This window comes from Cedecea neteri NBRC 105707 = ATCC 33855 (assembly GCF_001571265.1).
Taxonomy (GTDB): Bacteria; Pseudomonadota; Gammaproteobacteria; order Enterobacterales; family Enterobacteriaceae; genus Cedecea; species Cedecea neteri.
The window spans coordinates 62,504-86,741 of record NZ_BCTL01000007.1 but is presented as its reverse complement, the minus strand read 5'-3'; the positions used below and the strand labels follow the sequence as shown (position 1 = coordinate 86,741).

The window sequence follows — 24,238 nt, the reverse complement described above, 5'->3', positions numbered from 1 at the left end:
TTCTAAAGTGACAAGTCCTGCAGACGATCCGACAAGGTATTTGTCGAACCCTGCTCAGCGTCGATATCTTCCTTGACCTGTTGATGCCAGGTCGCTTCATCCCACAGCTCAAACTTATTGAACTGGCCGACCAGCATGACTTCTTTGGTAAGCCCGGCGTGCTGCCGTAAAACGGGCGCCAACAGCAATCGCCCGGCGTTATCCATCTGACATTCACTGGCATGTCCCAATAACAGACGCTGCACGCGGCGTTCTGCAGGGTTCATGCTCGACAGACGGGCAAGCTTTTGTTCAATGATTTCCCACTCGGGAACGGTATAAAGCAGCAGGCATGGGTGATGGATGTCGATGGTACAAACCATCTGACCTTCTGAGGTTTCGATCAGCTTTTCCCTGTAACGGGTAGGTACGGCGAGCCGCCCCTTGCTGTCGAGATTGACTAACGTTGCCCCACGGAACATGCCAGCCTCACCCTTTAATGACCCATTTCACCACTTTAACCCACAAATTCCCACATAAAGGAGTTTACGGAGGGGAGGAAAACCTTGTCAAGCCAGCCAGGCCGCTTACAGGAATAAATTCCCGCGCCTAAGCGATTGATAAATGGCTGGCGTGAAAAGCCCGCATTGGCGAGGCAAAAATTAACGTTATGAATATTTGAAAGAAAAAGACCAATAAACATCAACAGCGTTAAAACGACCGAATACTTGTTTAGAGAAATATTAAGTACCCAGTTTGCGACGCGGCCGGCATTTTAAGGTATTTCATGGCGGGTGAACAGCGCCAGATGCCCGTCTGGCGCTGGCTCTGCGCAAGACAGAAGTAAAGAGAGGTTGCTAATGATTAATAATCCAACATTTCTTAACTGCTGGTGTGTAACAAAATAATACAAAGGAGAGATTTATTTCGCGACGGGGATTTTTTTACCCGATTTTTCCCGCCTAATTAATTGCCTTAAAAAATAAGGGTAAATATACGGGAAAAATCTTAATTAACTTTAAGTGGCTGATAATGATCTCTTTATCAGTAACGACTTAAGCTCCCCCGGCGATAAAGATTGCGGCGAATTCTGGTTAACCCTGGCTTTGGCTTACGTGGCTCATCGAGGCTTGCCAGCACCAGCTCCAGCACACGCTCAGCAACATCGCGGTGACGCTGTGCCACAGCCAGTACCGGACACTGCAGGAAGTCCAGCAGCTCATGATCGCCAAAGGTGGCGATGGCTAATTCCGAAGGTAATCGCCCCTGACGGCGCAGCGTTACATCCATCACGCCCTGCAGCAGCGCAAAGGAAGTTGTGAACAACGCATCCGGCATCTCGTGAGTTTCCAGCCATTTTTCAAAAAGCTGAGCGGCAGCTTCACGCTCATAGCTGTTGGCGTAGAGATAATTAACGGTGCGAGGATCATCTTTCCAGGCAGTGCGGAATCCTTGTTCGCGCAGGAAGCTGACGGACAGCTCGGGTAACGCACCGAGGTAAAGGATGTTGTCACCCGGGAATTTCCGCAGTTCTTCAGCCAGCATTTCTGCGTCGTCCTGATCGGCACCGACAACGCTGGTGAAATGTTCACGGTCTAACGCACGATCGAGCGCAATAATCGGGAACGAATCGTTTGCCCAACGCTGATAAAAGGGATGTTCCGGCGGTAAGGAAGTAGACACTATAATGGCATCAACCTGCCGCTGCAGAAGATGTTCAATACAGCGCATTTCGTTGTCAGGCTGATCCTCAGAACAAGCAATCAGAAGCTGGTAACCGCGCTGGCGAGCCTGACGCTCAAGGTAATTTGCTATACGGGTGTAGCTGGTGTTTTCCAGGTCTGGGATCACCAGCCCAATAGAACGCGTGCGTCCTGCACGTAGCCCGGCGGCTACCGCATTAGGGTGGTAATTATGCTCGCGTACCACCGCCATGACTTTCTCAACGGTTTTATCGCTGACGCGATACTGCTTTGCTTTTCCGTTGATGACGTAGCTTGCCGTGGTGCGCGACACGCCTGCCAGACGCGCGATTTCATCCAATTTCACTGTAGCCCCTTACTCTCCAGGTGATCCATAACCATGCCCTGGTTATGGTTAACGACATTCACATCTAAACGCAGAATAATAACTCCGGCAACCGCTTTTGCAGGCGCTTGTTTTCTTATTTGCAAAAAAAAGCCCGGCAGTGATTACCGGGCATGTGAATTAGATCACATTAGTGACTAACGCATGATCTTATCGCCGCGTGAAACGCCAACAATACCCGAGCGGGCCACTTCGACAATTTTCGCAACATCACGGATCGTATCAAGGAAAGCGTTGAGTTTATCGCTGGTCCCGGCAAGTTGGACAGTATAAAGCGTTGGCGTCACATCAATGATTTGCCCACGGAAAATTTCCGTACTGCGTTTCACTTCTTCGCGACCATATCCACTGGCCTGCACCTTCACCAGCATGATTTCACGTTCAACATAAGCTCCCTGCCCCAGCTCACTGACGCGCAGAACATCCACTAACTTATGCAGTTGCTTTTCAATCTGCTCCAGCACTTTCTCATCACCCACGGTTTGGATCGTCATACGAGAAAGCGTGGGATCATCCGTAGGCGCTACGGTAAGGCTTTCAATGTTGTAGCCACGCTGAGAGAACAGACCAATGACCCGGGACAACGCACCTGATTCATTTTCCAGTAAGACAGATAATATCCGGCGCATAATCAGGTTCTCTCCGTTTTGCTTAACCACATTTCATCCATTCCGCCACCGCGAATCTGCATCGGATAAACGTGTTCTGTACCATCAACCGTCACATCGACAAACACCAGTCGCCCACCGCGCACGGTTTCCAGTGCCTGAGCCAGTTTGCTTTCCAGTTCTTCAGGCTTAGTAATGCTAACCCCCACATGGCCATAAGCTTCAGCCAGGCGAACAAAGTCCGGGAGCGACTCCATATAAGACTGGGAGTGGCGACCCGAGTAAATCATGTCCTGCCACTGTTTCACCATGCCGAGATAACGGTTGTTAAGGTTTAAAACCAGAACCGACAAGCCGTACTGCAGCGCGGTGGAAAGCTCCTGGATATTCATCTGGATACTGCCATCGCCGGTGACGCAAATGACCGTTTCATCCGGCAGCGCCATCTTCACGCCAAGCGCTGCAGGAAGACCAAAGCCCATCGTGCCCAGGCCACCTGAATTTATCCAACGACGCGGCTTATCGAACGGGTAGTAAAGCGCGGCAAACATTTGGTGCTGGCCAACATCAGAAGTCACATAAGCATCACCCTTAGTCAGGCGATAAGCTGTTTCAATGACCGCCTGCGGCTTGATCGCCGGGCTGTTGCGGTCAAACTCCAGACACTGACGAGCCCGCCACTGTTCAATCTGCTGCCACCAGTCCCGAATGTCATCCCCGGATTGCTGAATTTCTTCCTGAGCAAGCAAGTCCAGCATTTGTGTCAGAGCTTGACGGGCATCCCCCACAATAGGGATATCCGCCGCAACGGTTTTGGAGATAGACGTAGGATCAATATCAATATGCAACACCGTCGCATTCGGGCAATATTTTGCGAGGTTGTTTGTGGTTCGGTCATCAAAGCGCACGCCAACGGCAAAGATAACGTCCGAATGATGCATCGTCATATTGGCTTCGTAGGTGCCGTGCATACCTAGCATACCTAACGACTGCCGGTGCGTGGCGGGGAACGCACCTAATCCCATCAGCGAAGAGACAACCGGAATATTTACCTTTTCAGCAAGGGTGAACAATTCTGCCTCACAGGCCGAATTGATCGCGCCGCCACCTACGTACATCACCGGTTTTTTTGCCGCAATCAACGTCTGTAGCGCGCGCTTAATCTGCCCTTTGTGGCCCTGCGTCGTTGGATTATAAGAGCGCATACTGACTGCATCTGGCCAGGTATACGGCAGCTTGTTCAACGGACTCATGATGTCTTTGGGTAAATCAACCACCACTGGCCCTGGGCGGCCGCTAGAAGCAAGCCAGAAGGCTTTTTTGATAATCCCCGGGATATCCTCAACCTGTTTTACCAGGAAGCTATGTTTAACGACGGGTCGAGAGATACCGACCATATCGCATTCTTGAAAGGCGTCGTAACCAATCAATGAAGTTGCGACCTGCCCGGACAACACGACCATCGGAATAGAATCCATATAGGCGGTAGCGATGCCGGTAATGGCATTCGTCGCGCCAGGCCCCGAAGTCACCAGCACAACGCCGGTCTCTCCGGTAGCTCGCGCCAGACCGTCGGCCATATGCACGGCAGCCTGCTCATGGCGCACCAGCACATGATCGATTCCGCCCATAGTATGAAGCGCATCGTAAATATCGAGAACTGCGCCTCCCGGATAGCCGAATACTTGCTTTACGCCCTGATCGATTAACGACCGGACGACCATCTCGGCTCCTGACAACATCTCCATGGTTTTGCCTCCAGGCTCACGTTTTTGACCGCGCGCAGAAATCATTTCCACGCCGTCGTTGCGACAGGTTGTGTCTCTGCCTGTATCGTTTTTATAGGTTTAGCCCATTAACATAACCGCTCAAGATCCGTCAGGCAATTACCCGCCAGGGCGAGCGGGAAAGAAGAAATTGCGCTCACCGCTATAAAAATCGTGCATGGCGGAGCGATCGACTAAATACGGGGGGTGACTCTTGACGAATATGTCAAAGATGCGGAAAAACGCAGTGTGTTATGTATTAATTTAGCATGATGCTGCTGTCAGAAGACCACAGTCAGAAAATGCTTAAGTTGAAAATACTGGCTTTTTTATTTTAAAAAGTGGAAACGGGCTGTTTAGGCCCGAAAATCCAAAATGCTGCTGATGTTATTGGCATAAGCTTGTTGCTATTTGGTTTTGCATCCACAAATGCCCCTTGTCTTGCCCCGCTGAGCTATACCACGATAAATAGCAGGTGCGAGCTTTCTGGATGAAAGGCAAAGGGAATACCTTAAGATTCAATTCAGTAGATACTGAATCAACCAGCCAGCGTGGTGCAACGGCCACCAGCCGAGTTTGTGAAACCACGTTTAATACACAGGTCATTGCCATCCCCTGATAGGCAATCGCCTTTTGCTTATTCAACGTGTCATACCAGAGCGAACTGAAGGAGCCATAACATTCAGGGGAAGTGACTGCATGCTTCTGATGATAGAAATCGCGCGCCGTTAATGGCGAGCAAAAGCCGGGATGTTCTTTGCCGGTGACTAAAACCATCTCATCCTCGAACAAAGATATTTTTTTAAATTCAGGGCACATGATTTCATCATAGCAAATCAAAAAGTCAACTTCCTGATAGCGTAGCTGCCGTTCAATATCGCCATTAAAAGAAGACTTAAAAATTAATTGAACATTCGGCGCAGCATATTTAGTGGTATCTAAAATACGCGACATTATTTTACTGTCCAAAGGACTGGCTATACAAAGCGTAAACTGACGCTTACTACTCAAGGGATCAAAATTCCCTTCAGGTAGCTCATTCTGGACCATCTGCAAGGCATCACGAATGACGTCATAAAGCTGAAAAGCTCTTGTCGTTGCTTGTATAGTTCGCCCATTACGTACAAATAACTCGTCATTGAAGGTCGTTTTCAACCGGGAAACAGCGTTGCTGACCGCAGGTTGAGACATCCCCAACAACTTGGCTGCACCGGTGATACTTTGCGCTCTCATTACCGTATCAAAAACAGTCAGCAAATTTAAGTCTACATTACGTAGCCGGGGTTTTATGGTATCCAGAGCCTCCCGACTCTTATTTCTTCTGCAATCCATTTTTTACTCCAGTAATGAATTGGGGTCCATTTCACAATACATAAGTTTGAAGTTCCATTTTATATTTCCTGCCAGGACTCGATTTTAACAATTCGCGTAACCAGCACGCTTATTATTGATGATGATGAAACATTCCATAGAACTCACCGATATAAAGAACCTCGGCTTTTATCGAAAATAAGAAACCTGTCAGACGAGGAACAATACATGAGTTCTGTCATATTCATAAGATTAATTTCAATAATTCAGCACATTATTAGATAGCATCAATTCCTTTAATCTTAATTAATATATTAAGAAAACTTTCTTTCACAGTATTTTTCACTGAACGAGATCCTGCTACTTACCCTTCCTGCGATCCCACTGCTTGTCTAAAGGTTGACACCTGCGTGGAGATCAAGTACCAATAAATACAACACGAAATTGCACAGGGCTTGAAACATGAATCGCAGCATCCGCCTACTTGGTCTACTACTAAACGCAGCTTATTTGCGCGGTAGACTGGTGGGCGACAATCAGCGTTGATTCAAGCCTTCAGACAGAAAAAACCCGCGCCAATGCGCGGGTTTTTTTATGCTCGTCGCGAAGGCGCTCAGACAGATAAAGGACCAAACCATGAGCCAGCAAGTCATTATTTTTGATACTACATTGCGCGACGGCGAACAGGCTTTACAGGCAAGCCTGAGTGTAAAAGAGAAATTGCAGATCGCTATGGCGCTGGAGCGAATGGGCGTTGACGTCATGGAAGTCGGTTTCCCCGTCTCTTCCCCTGGTGATTTCGAATCCGTACAGACTATTGCCCGCAATATCAAAAACAGCCGTGTTTGCGGCCTGGCCCGCTGCGTTGAGAAAGACATAGATGTTGCTGCCGAATCCTTAAAAGTCGCTGAAGCCTTCCGTATTCATACTTTCATCGCCACTTCCCCAATGCACATCGCCACCAAGCTGCGCAGTACGCTGGACGAAGTCATTGAGCGCGCTATTTATATGGTGAAACGCGCCCGTAACTACACCGATGATGTAGAGTTTTCCTGTGAAGACGCCGGCCGTACGCCGATTGCCGATTTGGCCCGCGTAGTGGAAGCCGCTATCAGCGCAGGCGCCACCACCATTAACATTCCTGACACCGTCGGCTACACCATGCCGTTTGAGTTTTCCAACATCATCACCGGCCTGTACGAGCGAGTGCCAAATATCGATAAAGCAATTATCTCCGTGCACACCCACGACGACCTGGGTCTGGCCGTAGGTAATGCAATGGCGGCCGTTCATGCGGGCGCTCGCCAGGTTGAAGGCGCAATGAACGGTATCGGCGAGCGGGCGGGAAACTGCTCGCTGGAAGAAGTGATCATGGCTATCAAAGTGCGCAAGGACATCATGAACCTGCACACTAACATCAACCACCAGGAAATCTGGCGCACCAGCCAGATGGTCAGCCAGATCTGCAACATGCCTGTTCCGGCGAACAAAGCCATCGTCGGCACCGGCGCCTTCGCTCATTCCTCCGGTATCCACCAGGATGGCGTGCTGAAAAATCGCGAAAACTACGAAATCATGACCCCGGAATCCATCGGCCTGAATCAGGTACAGCTGAACCTGACTTCACGCTCCGGCCGTGCGGCCGTGAAACACCGCATGGACGAGATGGGCTATAAAGAGGCCGATTACAATCTGGATAATCTGTACGACGCCTTCCTGAAACTGGCGGACAAAAAAGGTCAGGTCTTCGACTACGACCTGGAAGCGCTGGCCTTCATCAACAAGCAGCAGGAAGAACCAGAACACTTCAGCCTGGATTATTTCAGCGTGCAGTCTGCCTCTAACGGCATTGCTACCGCCTCCGTGAAGCTGGTTTGTGGCGAAGAGATTAAAGCCGAAGCGGCAAACGGCAACGGCCCGGTCGATGCTGTTTATCAGGCGATTAACCGCATCACCGATTACAACATTGAACTGGTGAAATACAGCCTGAGCGCCAAAGGCCAGGGCAAAGATGCGCTGGGCCAGGTCGATATTGTGGTGGATTACAACGGCCGCCGCTTCCATGGCGTGGGTCTGACAACCGACATTGTCGAATCCTCCGCTAAAGCGATGGTGCACGTGCTGAACAACATCTGGCGCGCCGGTGAAGTCGAAAAAGAATTGCAACGCAAAGCTCAACATCAGAATAAAGAACAAAATCAGGAAACCGTGTAATGTCGAAAAATTATCATATTGCAGTTTTGCCGGGTGACGGTATTGGCCCGGAAGTGATGGCTCAGGCCCTTAAAGTACTGGATGCAGTTCGTCACCGTTTTGATATTCGCATCAGCACCAGCACCTATGACGTCGGTGGTGCCGCCATCGATCGCCATGGCAGCCCGCTGCCGCCGGCCACGGTCGAAGGCTGCGAGCAGGCTGATGCTATTTTGTTTGGCTCGGTAGGCGGCCCTAAGTGGGAACATCTGCCACCGGCCGAGCAGCCTGAGCGTGGCGCCCTGCTGCCGCTGCGTAAGCATTTTAAACTGTTCAGTAACCTGCGCCCGGCTCGCCTGTACCAGGGGCTGGAAGAGTTTTGCCCGCTGCGCGCCGACATTGCTGCAAACGGATTCGATATTCTGTGCGTTCGCGAACTGACTGGCGGTATTTACTTCGGCCAGCCGAAAGGCCGCGAAGGTAGCGGCATGCACGAAAAAGCTTTCGATACTGAGGTTTATCACCGCTTTGAGATTGAACGTATTGCGCGTATCGCCTTTGAGTCTGCCCGCAAGCGCCGCAGCAAAGTGACCTCCATTGATAAAGCAAACGTGCTGCAAACTTCACTGTTGTGGCGTGAAATCGTCAACGAAATCGCTAAAGAATACCCGGATGTGTCGCTGTCTCACATGTATATCGACAACGCCACCATGCAGTTAATTAAAGATCCGTCTCAGTTCGACGTGCTGCTGTGCTCCAACCTGTTCGGTGACATTCTCTCCGACGAATGCGCCATGATCACCGGTTCTATGGGCATGCTGCCGTCCGCCAGCCTCAACGAGCAGGGCTTTGGCCTGTACGAACCTGCGGGCGGTTCAGCGCCGGATATCGCCGGTAAGAACATTGCCAACCCTATCGCGCAGATCCTGTCCCTGGCGCTGCTGCTGCGCTACAGCCTGGATGCCGAAGAAGCCGCCCAGGCTATCGAAAGCGCCATCAACCGCGCGTTAGAAGAAGGCCACCGCACCGGTGATTTAGCCCGCGATGGTCACGCTGTCAGCACCGACGAAATGGGCGACATCATTGCCCGCTACGTAGCTCAGGGGAAGTAATCATGGCCAAAACCTTATATCAGAAGTTGTACGACGCCCACGTCGTGTATGAAGCCCCGGAAGAGACGCCGCTGCTGTATATCGACCGCCATCTGGTGCATGAAGTCACTTCCCCGCAGGCGTTTGACGGACTGCGCGCCCATGGCCGACCCGTTCGTCAGCCGGGGAAAACCTTCGCCACGATGGACCACAATGTGTCGACCCAAACCAAGGACATCAACGCCTCCGGCGAGATGGCCCGCATTCAGATGCAGGAACTGATGAAGAACTGCAAAGAGTTTGGTGTTGAACTGTATGATTTGAATCACCCTTATCAGGGCATCGTTCACGTTATGGGGCCAGAACAAGGGATCACCCTGCCGGGCATGACCATCGTGTGCGGCGACTCCCATACCGCTACTCACGGCGCATTTGGCGCGCTGGCTTTCGGCATCGGTACCTCCGAAGTCGAACACGTGCTGGCGACGCAGACCCTGAAACAGGGTCGTGCGAAAACCATGAAAATTGAAGTGAAGGGCAAAGCAGCTCCGGGGATCACCGCCAAAGACATCGTGCTGGCAATCATCGGCAAAACCGGCAGCGCAGGCGGCACCGGTCACGTGGTTGAATTCTGCGGCGATGCTATTCGTGCCCTGAGCATGGAAGGCCGCATGACGCTGTGTAACATGGCCATTGAAATGGGGGCTAAGGCCGGGATTGTTGCGCCGGATGAAACCACCTTCAGCTATGTGAAAGGTCGTTTGCATGCGCCAAAAGGGACGGATTGGGATGAAGCCGTTGAGTACTGGAAAACCTTCAGTACGGATGAAGGCGCGAAGTTCGACACTACCGTCACGTTAGACGCCGCCGACATCGCGCCACAGGTCACCTGGGGAACCAACCCAGGCCAGGTTATTTCCGTCACCGATAATATTCCTAACCCGGAGTCATTTAACGATCCGGTTGAGCGTGCCTCGGCAGAAAAAGCGCTGGCCTATATGGGCCTGAAGCCCGGTATTCCACTGACAGAAGTCGCCATCGACAAAGTCTTTATCGGCTCCTGCACCAACTCACGTATCGAAGACCTGCGTGCTGCGGCGGAAGTCGCTAAAGGCCGTAAAGTCGCACCTGGCGTTCTGGCGATGGTTGTGCCGGGCTCTGGTCCGGTAAAAGCTCAGGCCGAGTCAGAAGGGCTGGATAAGATCTTCATTGAAGCCGGTTTTGAATGGCGCCTGCCGGGTTGCTCAATGTGCCTGGCAATGAACAACGACCGCCTGAATCCAGGCGAGCGCTGTGCCTCTACCAGCAACCGTAACTTCGAAGGCCGTCAGGGCCGCGGGGGTCGCACCCACCTGGTTAGCCCTGCAATGGCCGCCGCCGCCGCCGTTACCGGTCATTTTGCCGATATTCGTACACTGAAATAAGGGGAACTACCATGGCAGAGAAATTTATCCAACATACCGGCCTGGTCGTTCCACTGGATGCGGCAAACGTCGATACCGATGCTATTATCCCGAAGCAGTTTTTGCAGAAGGTCACCCGCACCGGCTTTGGCGCACACCTGTTCAACGACTGGCGTTTTCTGGACGATGCCGGGCAGCAGCCTAACCCGGAGTTCGTGCTGAACTACCCGGAATTTAAAGGCGCTTCAATCCTGCTGGCGCGTGAAAACTTCGGCTGCGGCTCTTCCCGTGAGCACGCTCCGTGGGCATTGACCGATTACGGCTTCAAAGTGGTGATTGCACCAAGCTTCGCCGACATCTTCTACGGCAACTCGTTTAACAACCAGCTGTTGCCGGTCATCCTGAGTGATGAGCAGGTAGATGAACTGTTTAAGCTGGTCGACGCCCAGCCGGGCATTAAGTTTGTCGTCGACCTGGAAGCGCAGACGGTTCAGGCGGGTGAGAAAAGTTATTCGTTTGAGCTGGATAGCTTCCGCCGTCACTGCATGTTGAACGGCCTGGATAGCATTGGCCTGACGCTGCAGCACGAAGCCGCTATTTCCGGCTACGAGCAAAAGCTGCCTGCATTTATGCGGTAATTCGTTTTCCCCTCTCCTCTACTGGCGAGGGGAAACTCTTAAACGTTCTTAACCCGGCTAGTAAGAAACAGCGCGACCACCGCAAGCGCCGCCATCAGCCAGTAAACAGAATAGTGACCCAGCCCCTCAGCCAGCGCGCCTTGCAGTATGCCAGCCAGAATCACGCCCGTCGAAATACTGTTGGTGAATAGCGTCGTCGCAGAACCGGGCCTTCCCGGCATCAAATCCTGAAACCACAGCATTCCAATCCCGGCAATAATCCCGATAAATACCGCGTTAAACAGCTGCAATACCACTAGCGCCGTTTTAGAGTGAAACAGGATTAGCCCAAGGTAAAACAGCACGCCCGCAGCCACCGCCGCCACCATCATGTTACGTTTCCCAAAGCGCTTCACGTAGTAACCGGCGAGGATCATCGCAGGGATCTCCAGCCCGGCGGCCGTGCCCATCAATAAGCCCGCCAGCTCATCCGGCAGCCCGAGATCCTGGCTTATCCACAGCGGCATATCGATGATGTACATGGTGTTGCAGGTCCACATCAGCATTGAGGCAATAAACAGCATACGCACGTTGCTGTCTTTCCAGCCGCTGACCTGCGTTATCGCCACCTCTGCAGGCTGTTCAACTCTCGGCACGGACGGCAGCGCGAAAATAATCAGCGCCAGTGAAATAACGAATATCCCGGCAGCGATAAGGAACATCGTGGTGAAGCCATATTTCAGCGCCAGCATAAAAGAAAGCGGAGGCCCGATAACCCAGGCAAGGGAAAGCTGCGCACGCATGATAGAGCTAAACATCACCACTTCATGGGCGGAACGGTCGGCGTATTCACGCGCCAGGGCAAAAATCTGCGGCATTGCAGTGTTGGCTATCGAAGCAAACATAACGCCAAGCGTAATCAGCGTCAGATAATGACGGTTGAAGGCAAAAAGAACGCAGTTTGCCACCGCCATTACGCAGCAAACCATAATCAGCCTGCGACGATCGCCCCGGCTATCCGATCTTTTGGCCAGCAACAAACTGACGCCGATCCCCGCTATCGCGTTAACGGTGTAAAACAAGCCAACCCAGAAGGGCCGAACTTCAACTTCGCGGGTCAAAAAGAGGCTAAGTGTTGGAGCCTGTAGCGCCCCGGCAACGCCAATCATGAAGGAGACGGCCATAAAGGCAGCGTATACAGGGTTAAAACGGCGTGCGCGGGTCAAAAACCAGAGCATGGAGTGTCCTTAAAAGGAGAGTGTCGTCAGAGGTATTCGCTAAATACGTAAAGATTAAACGAAAAAAGCCAGCAGTAAACAGCTGCTGGCCGGTGAAAAGCACCAATACTCAGTCACACATGAGTCGGCGCGTTGGCGTTCTCGGGCATCGGGGTTGTAACCTCCCACTGCATCAAGTCTTCGAGCATCCTTAGTCTTTGCTCCACCGTCAGGCGAGCCAGCCATCCAGAACAAACAAACTGTGTTGCGGCAAAGTACTGTTGGAAAAACTTCGCAGGTGATGACCGCTTCATAAACACCTCCTCGCTTCATCGCTGATGATTATTGACGTAATATAGGGAAAGTTAAATTGATGAGTTTCCGCCGGGAGTTCCTCTTTTATGTCCTCATCTCGTCTGCAACAACAGTTCATCCGCCTGTGGCAATGCTGCGAAGGCAAGCCTCAGGAAACCACGCTGAATGATTTAGCGGAGTTGCTCAACTGCTCCCGCCGCCATATGCGGACATTACTCAACGCCATGCAGGAAAAAGGCTGGCTAAGCTGGCAGGCTGAGGCCGGGCGAGGAAAGCGTTCCCAGCTCACGTTTCTTTATACCGGGCTGGCGCTCCAGCAGCAGCGTGCGGAAGATCTGCTGGAACAGGATCGCATAGATCAACTGGTCCAAATCGTCGGCGACAAAGCCGCTGTCCGCCAGATGCTCATTTCTCATCTTGGGCGTAGCTTTCGCCAGGGCCGACATATTCTGCGTGTCCTTTACTATCGCCCGCTGCTAAATCTGCTGCCCGGTTCGGCGCTGCGTCGCTCCGAAACCCACATTGCCCGCCAGATTTTCAGCGGCCTGACGCGCATAAATGAGGAAAACGGGGAACTCGAAGCGGATATTGCCCATCACTGGCAGCAAATTTCTCCTTTACGCTGGCGTTTCTTCCTGCGCCCAGGCATCCATTTCCATCATGGCCGTGAGCTGGACATGCTGGATATCATCTCTTCCCTGCAGCGCATCAACGCCCTGCCGCTTTTTGCCCATCTCACGCAAATTACCTCGCCGACGCTCTGGACGCTGGATATTCATCTTAGTCAGCCGGATGACTGGTTGCCCTGGCTGCTGGGTAGCGTCAACGCCATGATCCTGCCGCGGGAATGGACGACGATGACAAATTTCGCCAGCCAGCCGGTCGGCACAGGCCCCTACTCCGTGGCGCGAAATAACCACAACCAGCTGAAGATCCACGCCTTTGATGATTACTTTGGCTTCCGGGCGCTGATAGACGAGGTCAACTTCTGGGTATTGCCCGAAGTGGGTGAAGAGTCGAGCTGCGGCGTGCAGCTTCAGGGCATGCCGGACAGCGAGAAAGCAGTAGAAAGCCGCCCGGAAGAAGGTTGCTACTACCTGCTGTTCGATAGCCGCTCCAGCCTGGGTTGCAATGAAAACGTGCGCCAATGGATTGGGCATATTCTGTCCCCGGTAAACCTTATCTACCGGGCGACCGAGCAGTATCAACAATACTGGTTCCCGGCCTATGGTTTACTCCCGCGCTGGCACCATTCTCGGCCCGGGCCGCTGCAGGCTAAACCCACCGGGTTAGAGAGCATTACCCTCACCTACTACCGCGATCACGTAGAACACCGGGTGATCAGTAACATAATGACCGAGCTACTGGCCGAGCAGGGCGTGAAGCTGATTATTCAGGAAATCAATTATGACGAGTGGCATCAGGGCGACGCCGAAAGCGATATCTGGCTGAACAGCGTAAACTTCACTATGCCACTGGAATACTCCCTGTTCGCCCAGCTCTATGAAGTCCCGCTGATTCAAAAGTGCATCCCCATCGACTGGCAGGGCGATGCCCGCCGCTGGCACAGCAAAACGCTGGCGCTGCCGGAATGGAGCAGGCAAATGCTGGAACGAAATGACGTTATCCCGTTGATTCACCACTGGTTACGAATTGAAGGGCAGCGCAGCATGCGCGGGGTGCGGATGAACACGCTAGGCTGGTTTGATTTCAAGTCCGCCTGGTTTGCGCCTCCGGGCCCATAACGCTTTCGTAACATCGCTTCCGTAACCCAAAGGAAATCAGTAGAATCCTCCCTGCTCAACGGGGTGCCAGGACAGTTTGTCCGCGCTGAGATAATACCCGTCGAACCTGATCCGGATAACGCCGGCGAAGGGATTTGAGACACTCAACTCAATTCCTTTGCCCCCTTTTACTGAGGTGCAAAGTGTTCAAAAAATTTCTGCCGCTGCTGGCGCTGGTTGCCGCGCCCGTTTTCGCCAAACCCGTATTAACCGTCTACACCTACGACTCGTTTGCCGCCGACTGGGGCCCTGGCCCGGCGGTGAAAAAAACCTTTGAAGCCGACTGTCACTGCGAGCTGAAATTCGTGGCGCTGGAAGATGGTGTTTCGCTGCTGAACCGAGTGCGCATGGAAGGCAAGAACAGCAAAGCAGACGTCGTGCTGGGACTGGACAACAACCTGGTAGAGGCCGCCACGCAAACCAAACTGTTTGCGCCTTCTAACGTCGAAATCAGCGCGCTACAGGTGCCCGGCGGCTGGAAGAACAGCACCTTCGTTCCTTACGACTACGGCTACTTCGCTTTCGTTTACGACAAGAACAAGCTAAAAAATCCGCCGAAGAGCCTGAAAGAGCTGGTTGAAGGCGACCAGAAATGGAAGGTGATATACGAAGATCCGCGCACCAGTACGCCTGGGCTTGGCCTACTGCTGTGGATGCAAAAAGTCTATGGCGATAAAACTCCGGAAGCCTGGCAAAAGCTGGCGAAGAAAACCGTCACCGTAACCAAAGGCTGGAGCGAAGCTTACGGCCTGTTCCTGAAAGGCGAAGCCGATCTGGTACTGAGCTACACCACGTCGCCGGCCTACCACATCATTGAAGAGAAGAAGGACAACTACGCCGCGGCCGACTTCAGCGAAGGGCATTACCTGCAGGTTGAAGTGGCAGGCCGACTGGCGAACAGCAAGCAGCCAGAACTTGCCGAGAAGTTTATTAAGTTCATCACCACGCCGGGTTTCCAGAACACCATTGCCACCGGCAACTGGATGTATCCGGTGACCAATGTGGCGTTACCTGCTGGCTTCGACAATCTGGTGAAACCGCAAACCACGCTGGAATTTACGCCTCAGCAGGTCGCCACCCAGCGCGCAGCATGGATCAATGAATGGCAACGCGCCGTCAGTCGCTAATACCGGGCTGGCTGTATCCAGGGCTATTTGCCGCGACGCTGGTCGTGGCGGTAGCCCTGGCGGCTTTTCTGGCGCTATGGCTTAATGCCCCGCAGACGGATGTCCTCGCCATTTTGCAGGACGGCTATATTTGGCATGTCCTGCGCTTCTCCTTCTGGCAGGCATTTCTTTCCGCCGCGCTTTCCGTTTTCCCGGCAATATTTTTAGCCCGCGCGCTTTACCGCCGTCGCTTCCCTGGCCGACTGGCGCTGCTGCGGCTTTGCGCCATGACGCTGGTTCTGCCGGTGCTGGTCGCCGTCTTCGGCATTCTTTCCGTTTATGGCCGAGAAGGCTGGCTGGCAACGCTCAGCGGCTGGCTCGGTTTTGAATGGCACTTTTCCCCTTATGGCCTGCAGGGAATTCTGCTGGCGCACGTCTTCTTTAATATGCCGATGGCGACCCGCCTGCTGCTTCAGGCGCTGGATAACATTCCCACCGAGCAGCGCCAGCTTGCCGCTCAACTGAATATGCAGGGCTGGCATTTCTTTCGTTTTGTCGAATGGCCCTGGTTGCGCCGACAAATACTCCCGGTTGGCGCGCTGATTTTTATGCTTTGCTTCGCGAGCTTCGCTACCGTGCTTTCGCTGGGCGGCGGCCCACAGGCCACCACCATCGAACTGGCCATCTTCCAGGCACTAAGCTACGACTACGATCCGGCCAAAGCGGCGCTATTAGCCCTGCTGCAAATGGCGTGCTGCCTGGGCCTGGTGTTACTGAGCCAGAAGTTAAGCAAGGCGATCCCCGTCGGCGTCAGCCAGCTTCAGGGTTGGCGCGATCCGCAGGATTCTCTGCGCCGAAAAGTTAGCGATGGCCTGCTCATTCTATTCGCCCTGCTAATTCTGCTCCCGCCGCTGCTGGCGGTGATAGTCGACGGGATTAACGGCAGCATGGGCAACGTACTGCAACAGCCCGCACTGTGGAACGCGCTTGGGACTTCGCTGCGCATTGCCGTTGCAGCCGGGCTGATTAGCGTGACGCTAACCCTGATGCTGCTTTGGAGCTCGCGCGAGCTTCGTTTGCGCAACCGTATTTTCGCCGGGCAGGCCATTGAACTTAGCGGTATGTTGATTCTGGCGATGCCAGGCATTGTGCTCGCCACTGGCTTCTTCTTATTGCTAAACAATACCGTGGGCCTGCCGCAATCCGCCGATGGCATTGTCATCTTTACCAATGCGCTGATGGCGATTCCTTATGCCCTTAAAGTGCTCGAAAACCCAATGCGCGACATCGCCGAGCGCTACTCGCAGCTTTGTCAGTCGCTGGATATTCGTGGCTTCAATCGACTGAGGTTCATTGAGTTAAAAGCCCTTAAACGCCCGATAGCTCAGGCGCTGGCCTTTGCCTGCGTATTGTCGATTGGCGATTTCGGCGTGGTGGCGCTATTCGGTAACGAAGATTTCCGGACGCTGCCCTTCTGGCTGTACCAGCAAATCGGTTCCTACCGCAGCCAGGACGGCGCTGTCACCGCGCTGCTCCTGTTGCTGCTTTGTTTTATGCTGTTTACTTTGATTGAAAAACTTCCGGGGCGAGATGCTAACTCTGACTGATGTAACCTGGCTGTACCAGCACTTACCCATGCGTTTTTCCCTGCAAATGAGTGCGGGTGAAAGAATCGCTATTCTGGGGCCGAGCGGCGCAGGAAAAAGTACGTTGCTAAGCCTGGTCGCCGGATTTCTGGTACCCGCTAATGGCAACATCATCATCAACGGAGTGGATCACACCCGGACACCGCCTTCGGACCGCCCGGTTTCTATGCTCTTCCAGGAAAATAATCTTTTTAGCCATCTGACGGTTCGGCAGAATATCGCCCTGGGAATGCATCCTGGGATGAAGCTCAATGAGGCTCAGAAGCAGCGGCTGCTGGAGATAGCGGCACGCGTAGGGATGACGGAGATGCTGGATCGCCTACCGTCTCAGCTTTCCGGCGGCCAGCGGCAGCGTGTTGCCCTGGCCCGGTGCCTGGTTCGTCAGCAGCCTGTTCTACTGCTGGATGAACCCTTCTCCGCGCTCGATCCTGCGCTACGTAAGGAGATGCTGCAGCTGCTCGACGAGCTTTGTCAGGAACAGAACATGACGCTGCTGATGGTGTCCCACAGTATTGAAGATGCCGCCCGCATAGCCAGCCGCAGCATAGTAGTAAAAGACGGGCGCATAGCATGGGACGGCGAAACCGGCACGCTGCTCAGCGGCGAGGCAAGCGCCTCAGCGCTGTTGGGGATCGGCAGTTAGTGCGACAGCACCTTCCACAAAATATCCCAGTAAACCGGCATCAATGGATGCTGCAGCAGGGCAACAAAGCTGCCCACGCCCACCACCAACATTAGCGGCGCCAGCCCGTTCAGGCGAGAACGCGGCAAATAACGCGTCAGGCGGTCCGTGCCACGTTTGCCGCTGCGGTACCAGCGCCAGCACAGCCACGCGGCCAGCCAAAGCAGTAAAGCCACCGCCAAAAGCAGCCACTTGAAGCTGGCGCTTTTCATGTCCGCGGGAATGTCGATTGCCGCTCCGGCGAGGATCCCTGGTAGAAAGTAGAGCGGCGGCCAGAACAGGCAGCCGATAATATTCGGCGGCAAAAACTTCGCCAGCGGTAAATCCAGCATCCCGGCAACCATCGGCACCAGCGGGCGCGTAGGGCCAACAAAGCGTCCAACAAGAATGGTAAACATGCTGTGCTGATGCAGGGCGTGCTCGGTTTTATCCAGCAGCGCCTTGTTCTTTTTCATAAATGACCAGCGGTGCAGCGGACCTTTGAAGCGCTGTCCAAGCCAGAACGAGATCCAATCCCCCAGCAAACAGCCGACGATTCCGGCCCCCCAGGCATAATAGAAATTAACCTGCCCGCTGCCGATCAGCGCGCCGAGCCCGGCCATCATCACCGTGCCCGGCAGAATAAGCCCCACCAGCGCCAGCGACTCGAGAAAGGCCACCAGCATCACCGCGATAAGCGAATATGCAACTGACTGTGTAATAAAGTGTTCCAGTAAGGATTCCATAGGCTTTCCGTCGATGAGCGAGCGGGCGATTCTCCAGAATTAATGTGATAGGCGTCAAGGTCTCATTTCTATGAATAAAGAATAGACGGTAAAGTTCCGGATAATTCGCACGCCGGGCCAACAATACTGTATATAAATGCAGTAAATAGCGGTTATTTGCGCTATAATCGAAACACTTTTCCTGAGAGAGAATGCAGCGTGTCTCAAGCTCGTCAGGGGTTTCTGCTGACCAGGCACTGGCGAGACACCCCACGCGGTACCGAAGTCGATTTCTGGCTGGCTACGGATGATGGCCCACAGAAGGTGCGCCTGCCGCCCCAGGAGTCCGTTGCCTTTATTCCCCAACAGCAGTTAGCTCAGGCCCAGCGCCTGCTGGCCAGTGAAAGCCAGTTTCGCCTGACACCTCTGGAACTTAAAGATTTCCATCGCCAGCCGGTAGCCGGCCTTTATTGCCAGCAGCACCGCCAGCTGATGAGGCTGGAGAAACTGCTGCGTGACGGCGGCGTGACGGTCTATGAAGCGGATATTCGCCCTCCAGAGCGTTTCCTGATGGAACGCTTTATTACCGCCCCGGTCTGGTTTAGCGGTGATCCTCAGGGGGACGTGCTGCTGAATACCCGCCTGAAGCCCGCGCCAGAATATCGCCCACCGCTAAAGTGGGTTTCTCTCGATATCGAAACGAATCGACACGGCGAGCTGTACTGCATCGGCCTTGAGGGCTGTGGGCAGCGCCATGTCTATATGCTGGGGCCTGAAAACGGCGATGCCAGCGGCCTGGATTTCACGCTGGAATATGTCGCCAGCCGCCCTTTGCTGCTGGAAAAGCTTAACAGCTGGTTTGCCGAGCACGATCCCGACATACTGATCGGCTGGAACGTCGTGCAGTTTGACCTGCGAGTGCTGCAAAAGATGGCCGAGCGCTACCAGGTTCCGCTCCGTCTGGGCCGGGGTAACAGCCTTTTAGAATGGCGCGAGCACGGCTTCAAGCAGGGCGTTTTCTTTGCCCAACTTGCCGGCCGGGTGATTATCGACGGCATTGAAGCGCTAAAATCGGCGTTCTGGAATTTCTCTTCGTTTTCACTGGAAACTGTCTCCCGCGAACTTCTCGGTGAAGGAAAGTCGATTGATAATCCCTGGGACAGGATGGATGAAATCGATCGCCGCTTTGCCGAGGACAAGCCCGCGCTGGCCACCTATAACCTCAAAGACTGCGAGCTGGTCACGCGTATTTTCCACAAGACCGAGCTGATGCCCTTCCTGCTGGAGCGCGCGACGGTCAACGGACTCCCGCTGGATAAACACGGCGGTTCGGTAGCCGCGTTCAGCCACCTCTATTTCCCGCGCATGCATCGTGCAGGCTACGTTGCGCCTAATATGGGCGAGGTTCCACCGCAGGCAAGCCCCGGCGGCTACGTGATGGACTCGCGTCCCGGGCTTTATGACTCGGTGCTGGTGCTCGATTATAAAAGCCTGTATCCCTCGATTATCCGCACTTTCTTAATTGATCCCGTCGGCCTCGTCGAAGGGACTGCCCAGCCAGACGTGACACACTCCGTTGAAGGGTTTATTGGCGGCTGGTTCTCCCGTGAAAAAAACTGCCTGCCGGAGATCGTCAGCCAGATATGGCACGGCCGGGATGAGGCAAAACGCCAGGGTAACAAACCGCTCTCTCAGGCACTCAAGATCATCATGAATGCCTTTTACGGCGTACTGGGCACCAGCGCCTGCCGCTTTTTCGATCCGCGTCTTGCCTCGTCGATCACCATGCGTGGCCACGAGATCATGCGCCAGACAAAAGCACTGATTGAGTCCCAGGGCTATGACGTCATCTATGGCGATACGGACTCCACCTTTGTCTGGCTGAAAAAGGCCCATAGCGAAGAGGACGCTGCACAGATTGGCAAACGGCTGGTTGGGTACGTCAACACCTGGTGGCAAGAGCATCTGAAAAACACGCAGAATCTCGACTGTGCCCTTGAACTTGAGTACGAAACGCACTTCTGCCGCTTCCTGATGCCCACCATTCGTGGCACAGACCAGGGCAGCAAAAAGCGCTACGCAGGGCTGATTCAGGAAGGTGAAGAACAGCGTATGGTGTTCAAAGGGCTTGAAACGGTGCGAACCGACTGGACACCTCTTGCCCAACAGTTCCAGCAAACGCTCTACCTGCGGATTTTCCGCGGCGAGCCCTATCAGGACTACATCCGGGACACGATTGCCAGCCTGATGGCGGGCGAGCTTGATGCACAGCTGGTCTATCGTAAGCGGCTGCGCCGGCCGCTGAGCGAATATCAAAAGAACGTCCCGCCGCACGTCCGCGCGGCAAGGCTTGCCGATGAGCATAACCAACGTCTGGGCAGACCAGCGCAGTATCAGAATCGCGGCACAATAAAATATGTCATGACCATGAGCGGCCCGGAGCCGGTTGATTATCAGCAGTCTCCGCTGGATTATGACCACTACCTTACTCGCCAGCTACAGCCCGTCGCCGAGGGGATTTTGCCCTTCCTTGAGGACGACTTTGCTACACTGATGACGGGGCAGATGGGGCTATTTTAAAAATACTGTACATAACTCAGCTTACGGTAAGGCGCTAAGAGAGTGCAGCCCACGCCGCCGTAATTTGAAGCATGACGAGTGCGTGACGAATCCGTTGCCATCCAGTACCATAGCGCCCTTTCTTCGAATCCTTAGACCCAATTTTAAACAACTGCGACGCCTGTGCGCGGTTGCCATGCTATTGCCTGCAAATTTAAGTCACTGAAATAGAGCCGAAAACTTATGCCTTTTACACTTGGTCAACGTTGGATCAGCGATACCGAAAGCGAACTGGGACTGGGAACCGTGGTGGCGCTGGATGCGCGTATGGTTACCCTGCTCTTCCCGGCAACGGGTGAAAATCGTCTGTACGCCAGAAATGACTCCCCAATCACCCGCGTGATGTTTAACCCAGGCGATGTGATTACCAGCCATGAAGGCTGGCAGCTGAAAGTTGATGAAGTTAAGGAAGAAAAGGGGTTACTCGCCTACTTCGGCACTCGTCTCGATACCGAAGAACAAGACGTTCTGCTGCGTGAAGTGTTCCTCGACAGCAAGCTGGTCTTCAGCAAGCCGCAGGATCGTCTGTTTGCCGGGCAAATCGACCGCATGGACCGCTTTGCCCTGCGTTTCCGCGCCCGTAAATATCAGAGCGAACAATCTCGCCAGATTTGGAGCGGACTGCGCGGGATGCGCACCAGCCTGATCCCACATCAGTTGAACATCGCCCACGACGTCGGCCGCCGCCACGCGCCTCGCGTATTGCTCGCGGATGAAGTTGGCCTGGGCAAAACCATTGAAGCCGGGATGATCATCCACCAGCAGTTGCTGGCCGGTAGCGCCGAGCGCGTGCTGATTGTGGTGCCAGAAACCCTGCAGCATCAGTGGCTGGTCGAAATGCTGCGCCGCTTTAACCTGCGTTTCGCCCTGTTTGACGATGAGCGCTACGCAGAAGCCCAGCACGACAGCAGCAACCCATTTGATACCGAGCAACTTGTCATTTGCTCGCTGGACTTTGTGCGCCGCAACAAGCAACGCCTGGAAAACCTGTGCGAAGCGGAATGGGACCTTCTGGTCGTCGATGAAGCCCACCACCTGGTGTGGAGCGAAGATGCGCCAAGCCGTGAATATCAGGCGATTGAACAGCTTGCCGAACATGTTCCTGGCGTCCTGCTGCTGACGGCAACGCCTGAACAGCTGGGTATGGAAAGTCACTTTGCGCGCCTGCGCCTGCTGGATCCAAACCGCTTCCATGATTTCGCGATGTTTGTTGAAGAGCAGCAGAACTATCGTCCGGTTGCCGATGCCGTCGCCCTGCTGCTGGCGGGCGATCGCCTGACAGACGAGCAGCTGAATACCATGGGTGAACTGATTGGTGAGCAGGATATTGAGCCCCTGCTGCAAACCGCCAACAGCGACCGCGATGGCAGCGAAGCCGCGCGCCAGGAGCTGGTCTCCATGTTGATGGACAGGCACGGCACCAGCCGCGTGCTGTTCCGTAACACCCGTAACGGCGTGAAAGGTTTCCCGAAACGCGAACTGCATACTATTCGCCTGCCGCTGCCAACGCAGTATCAGACGGCGATTAAAGTTTCCGGCATCATGGCCGCGCGTAAGTCCGTTGAGGATCGCGCCCGCGACATGCTGTATCCGGAGCAAATTTATCAGGAGTTCGAAGGCGATACCGGCACCTGGTGGAACTTCGATCCGCGTGTTGAATGGCTGATGGGCTACCTGACCAGCCACCGCTCGCAGAAAGTGCTGGTGATCTGCGCCAAGGCCGCGACTGCGCTTCAGCTGGAGCAGGTTCTGCGTGAGCGTGAAGGCATTCGTGCCGCCGTCTTCCATGAAGGCATGTCCATCATCGAACGCGACCGCGCCGCTGCCTGGTTTGCGGAAGAAGATACCGGCGCTCAGGTTCTGCTGTGTTCCGAAATTGGCTCCGAAGGCCGTAACTTCCAGTTCGCCAGCCAGTTGGTGATGTTTGACCTGCCGTTTAACCCCGACCTGCTGGAACAGCGTATTGGTCGTCTGGACCGTATTGGCCAGGCGCACGACATTCAGATCCACGTTCCGTATCTGGAAAAAACCGCTCAGTCAGTGCTGGTGGACTGGTTCCACTCGGGCCTCGACGCTTTCGAACACACCTGCCCGACCGGCCGCACGATTTACGACAGCGTCTATCCGCAGCTGATCGAATATCTCGCTGCCCCGGAAAATACCGAAGGCTTTGACACCCTGATCAAACAGTGTCGCGAGCAGCACGATGCCCTGAAGCAGCAGCTCGAGCAAGGCCGTGACCGCCTGCTGGAGATTCACTCCAACGGCGGTGAAAAATCACAGGCGCTGGCAGAAGCCATTTCAGAGCAGGATAACGACACCAACCTCGTTAGCTTTGCGATGAACTTGTTCGACATCGTCGGCATTAACCAGGACGATCGCGGCGACAACATGGTCGTTATTACTCCATCCGACCATATGCTGGTCCCGGATTTCCCGGGCCTGCAGGAAGACGGCTGTACTATCACCTTTGAACGTGACGTCGCGTTGTCTCGCGAAGACGCACAGTTCGTTACCTGGGAACACCCAATCATCCGCAACGGTCTGGATTTGATCCTGTCCGGCGATACCGGCAGTTGCGCCCTGTCTCTTCTGAAGAACAAGGCGCTGCCGGTCGGTACGCTGCTGCTGGAGCTGGTTTATGTTGTTGAGGCCAAAGCGCCTAAACAGCTGCAGCTCAATCGCTTCCTGCCGCCGACGCCGGTGCGCATGCTGGTGGACAAAAACGGCACCAATCTCGCGGCTCAGGTGGAGTTTGAAAGCTTTAACCGCCAGCTCAGCGCGGTTAACCGCCATACCGGCAGCAAGTTGGTGAACGCCGTGCAGTCCGACGTGCACGCTATTCTGCAGGTGGCGGAAGAGAAGGTTGCCGATGCGGCACAGGCGCTGATCGACGCGGCACGTGAAGAAGCGGATGAGAAGCTCAGCGCGGAACTGTCCCGTCTGGAAGCGTTGAAGGCCGTTAACCCTAACATTCGTGACGACGAGCTTGCGGCTATTGAAACCAATCGCCAGCAGGTGATGGAAGCCCTGAGCCAGGCTAACTGGCGTCTCGACGCGCTGCGCCTGATTGTCGTGACGCACCAGTAAATATGCGTCGCTTTACTCA

Annotated in this window: 18 protein-coding genes and 1 riboswitch; of the genes, 10 read left to right on the top strand and 8 right to left on the bottom strand. The window is 54.1% G+C overall.

Annotation, left to right across the window (positions count from 1 at the left end; all coding sequences use genetic code 11):
* Positions 1 to 2 precede the first annotated feature (2 nt).
* The 5 genes from mraZ to leuO form a co-directional block, all read right to left on the bottom strand.
* Positions 3 to 461, bottom strand: coding sequence for a division/cell wall cluster transcriptional repressor MraZ (gene mraZ / locus CNE01S_RS03835; protein WP_008461772.1), 459 nt, complete (start codon positions 459 to 461; stop codon positions 3 to 5).
* Positions 462 to 1,023: 562 nt separating this feature from the next.
* Entirely contained in the window at positions 1,024 to 2,028 is a 1,005-nt protein-coding gene (cra, locus tag CNE01S_RS03830; RefSeq protein ID WP_061273599.1) for a catabolite repressor/activator, read from the bottom strand.
* Between the two features lie 176 nt (positions 2,029 to 2,204).
* The gene (gene ilvN / locus CNE01S_RS03825) at positions 2,205 to 2,696 is read right to left on the bottom strand and encodes an acetolactate synthase small subunit (protein WP_008461768.1); all 492 of its coding nucleotides are present in this window, start codon (positions 2,694 to 2,696) and stop codon (positions 2,205 to 2,207) included.
* A 2-nt stretch (positions 2,697 to 2,698) separates the two neighbouring features.
* The gene (gene ilvI / locus CNE01S_RS03820; RefSeq protein WP_061273743.1) at positions 2,699 to 4,423 is read right to left on the bottom strand and encodes an acetolactate synthase 3 large subunit; all 1,725 of its coding nucleotides are present in this window, start codon (positions 4,421 to 4,423) and stop codon (positions 2,699 to 2,701) included.
* Positions 4,424 to 4,828: 405 nt separating this feature from the next.
* The gene (leuO, locus tag CNE01S_RS03815) at positions 4,829 to 5,773 is read right to left on the bottom strand and encodes a transcriptional regulator LeuO (protein WP_061273598.1); all 945 of its coding nucleotides are present in this window, start codon (positions 5,771 to 5,773) and stop codon (positions 4,829 to 4,831) included.
* 615 nt (positions 5,774 to 6,388) lie between these two features.
* Here leuO and leuA point away from each other — a divergent pair.
* The 4 genes from leuA to leuD are packed head-to-tail and all read left to right on the top strand — an operon-like array spanning position 6,389 to position 11,077.
* Positions 6,389 to 7,966: a 2-isopropylmalate synthase gene (leuA, locus tag CNE01S_RS03810; RefSeq protein WP_038475613.1), complete on the top strand. Its 1,578-nt coding sequence runs from the start codon at positions 6,389 to 6,391 to the stop codon at positions 7,964 to 7,966.
* Positions 7,966 to 9,057: a 3-isopropylmalate dehydrogenase gene (gene leuB / locus CNE01S_RS03805; RefSeq protein ID WP_061273597.1), complete on the top strand. Its 1,092-nt coding sequence runs from the start codon at positions 7,966 to 7,968 to the stop codon at positions 9,055 to 9,057. The genes leuA and leuB overlap by 1 nt, the downstream gene beginning before the upstream one ends.
* Before the next feature lie 2 nt (positions 9,058 to 9,059).
* Complete coding sequence (leuC, locus tag CNE01S_RS03800; protein WP_061273595.1) at positions 9,060 to 10,460, top strand: 3-isopropylmalate dehydratase large subunit; 1,401 nt, start codon at positions 9,060 to 9,062, stop codon at positions 10,458 to 10,460.
* An 11-nt stretch (positions 10,461 to 10,471) separates the two neighbouring features.
* Positions 10,472 to 11,077: a 3-isopropylmalate dehydratase small subunit gene (gene leuD / locus CNE01S_RS03795; RefSeq protein WP_061273593.1), complete on the top strand. Its 606-nt coding sequence runs from the start codon at positions 10,472 to 10,474 to the stop codon at positions 11,075 to 11,077.
* Between the two features lie 38 nt (positions 11,078 to 11,115).
* Here leuD and CNE01S_RS03790 read toward each other — a convergent pair whose 3' ends face one another.
* Entirely contained in the window at positions 11,116 to 12,294 is a 1,179-nt protein-coding gene (locus CNE01S_RS03790; protein ID WP_061273591.1) for a sugar efflux transporter, read from the bottom strand.
* Positions 12,295 to 12,407: 113 nt separating this feature from the next.
* Entirely contained in the window at positions 12,408 to 12,587 is a 180-nt protein-coding gene (gene sgrT / locus CNE01S_RS03785; protein WP_008461749.1) for a glucose uptake inhibitor SgrT, read from the bottom strand.
* Positions 12,588 to 12,674: 87 nt separating this feature from the next.
* On the opposite strand from sgrT, the gene sgrR reads away from it, so the two are divergent.
* From sgrR to thiQ, 4 genes are all read left to right on the top strand, one after another.
* On the top strand, positions 12,675 to 14,333 hold the full coding sequence (sgrR, locus tag CNE01S_RS03780) for an HTH-type transcriptional regulator SgrR (RefSeq protein ID WP_061273589.1): 1,659 nt from the start codon (positions 12,675 to 12,677) through the stop codon (positions 14,331 to 14,333).
* A gap of 49 nt (positions 14,334 to 14,382) precedes the next feature.
* Positions 14,383 to 14,484, top strand: a riboswitch (TPP riboswitch).
* Positions 14,485 to 14,515: 31 nt separating this feature from the next.
* Positions 14,516 to 15,499, top strand: coding sequence for a thiamine ABC transporter substrate binding subunit (gene thiB, locus CNE01S_RS03775; RefSeq protein ID WP_061273587.1), 984 nt, complete (start codon positions 14,516 to 14,518; stop codon positions 15,497 to 15,499).
* Positions 15,475 to 17,085 (top strand): thiamine/thiamine pyrophosphate ABC transporter permease ThiP, encoded by a 1,611-nt coding sequence (gene thiP / locus CNE01S_RS03770; RefSeq protein WP_061273585.1) that lies wholly within the window; start codon positions 15,475 to 15,477, stop codon positions 17,083 to 17,085. The genes thiB and thiP overlap by 25 nt, the downstream gene beginning before the upstream one ends.
* A complete protein-coding gene (gene thiQ, locus CNE01S_RS03765; RefSeq protein ID WP_061273583.1) occupies positions 17,069 to 17,767 on the top strand; it encodes a thiamine ABC transporter ATP-binding protein ThiQ in 699 nt (232 codons plus the stop codon). The genes thiP and thiQ overlap by 17 nt, the downstream gene beginning before the upstream one ends.
* Here thiQ and CNE01S_RS03760 read toward each other — a convergent pair.
* On the bottom strand, positions 17,764 to 18,531 hold the full coding sequence (locus tag CNE01S_RS03760) for a DedA family protein (RefSeq protein ID WP_061273581.1): 768 nt from the start codon (positions 18,529 to 18,531) through the stop codon (positions 17,764 to 17,766). The two genes, thiQ and CNE01S_RS03760, sit on opposite strands and share 4 nt — an antisense overlap.
* A 198-nt stretch (positions 18,532 to 18,729) precedes the next feature.
* Here CNE01S_RS03760 and polB point away from each other — a divergent pair, with 198 nt between their 5' ends.
* A complete protein-coding gene (gene polB, locus CNE01S_RS03755; RefSeq protein WP_061273579.1) occupies positions 18,730 to 21,090 on the top strand; it encodes a DNA polymerase II in 2,361 nt (786 codons plus the stop codon).
* Between the two features lie 222 nt (positions 21,091 to 21,312).
* Positions 21,313 to 24,219, top strand: a complete 2,907-nt coding sequence (gene rapA, locus CNE01S_RS03750; protein WP_061273577.1) for an RNA polymerase-associated protein RapA — start codon at positions 21,313 to 21,315, stop codon at positions 24,217 to 24,219.
* Positions 24,220 to 24,238 lie beyond the last annotated feature (19 nt).

What these genes read in the sequence shown, in the direction of transcription:
- CNE01S_RS03790 (WP_061273591.1), bottom strand. Translation starts at nt 12,294, where the DNA reads ATGCTCTGGTTTTTGACCCGCGCACGCCGTTTTAACCCTGTATACGCT.
- leuO (WP_061273598.1), bottom strand. Translation starts at nt 5,773, where the DNA reads ATGGATTGCAGAAGAAATAAGAGTCGGGAGGCTCTGGATACCATAAAA.
- ilvN (WP_008461768.1), bottom strand. Translation starts at nt 2,696, where the DNA reads ATGCGCCGGATATTATCTGTCTTACTGGAAAATGAATCAGGTGCGTTG.
- ilvI (WP_061273743.1), bottom strand. Translation starts at nt 4,423, where the DNA reads ATGGAGATGTTGTCAGGAGCCGAGATGGTCGTCCGGTCGTTAATCGAT.
- leuD (WP_061273593.1), top strand. Translation starts at nt 10,472, where the DNA reads ATGGCAGAGAAATTTATCCAACATACCGGCCTGGTCGTTCCACTGGAT.
- CNE01S_RS03760 (WP_061273581.1), bottom strand. Translation starts at nt 18,531, where the DNA reads ATGGAATCCTTACTGGAACACTTTATTACACAGTCAGTTGCATATTCG.
- mraZ (WP_008461772.1), bottom strand. Translation starts at nt 461, where the DNA reads ATGTTCCGTGGGGCAACGTTAGTCAATCTCGACAGCAAGGGGCGGCTC.
- thiQ (WP_061273583.1), top strand. Translation starts at nt 17,069, where the DNA reads ATGCTAACTCTGACTGATGTAACCTGGCTGTACCAGCACTTACCCATG.
- leuC (WP_061273595.1), top strand. Translation starts at nt 9,060, where the DNA reads ATGGCCAAAACCTTATATCAGAAGTTGTACGACGCCCACGTCGTGTAT.
- rapA (WP_061273577.1), top strand. Translation starts at nt 21,313, where the DNA reads ATGCCTTTTACACTTGGTCAACGTTGGATCAGCGATACCGAAAGCGAA.
- thiP (WP_061273585.1), top strand. Translation starts at nt 15,475, where the DNA reads ATGGCAACGCGCCGTCAGTCGCTAATACCGGGCTGGCTGTATCCAGGG.
- sgrT (WP_008461749.1), bottom strand. Translation starts at nt 12,587, where the DNA reads ATGAAGCGGTCATCACCTGCGAAGTTTTTCCAACAGTACTTTGCCGCA.
- leuA (WP_038475613.1), top strand. Translation starts at nt 6,389, where the DNA reads ATGAGCCAGCAAGTCATTATTTTTGATACTACATTGCGCGACGGCGAA.
- leuB (WP_061273597.1), top strand. Translation starts at nt 7,966, where the DNA reads ATGTCGAAAAATTATCATATTGCAGTTTTGCCGGGTGACGGTATTGGC.
- sgrR (WP_061273589.1), top strand. Translation starts at nt 12,675, where the DNA reads ATGTCCTCATCTCGTCTGCAACAACAGTTCATCCGCCTGTGGCAATGC.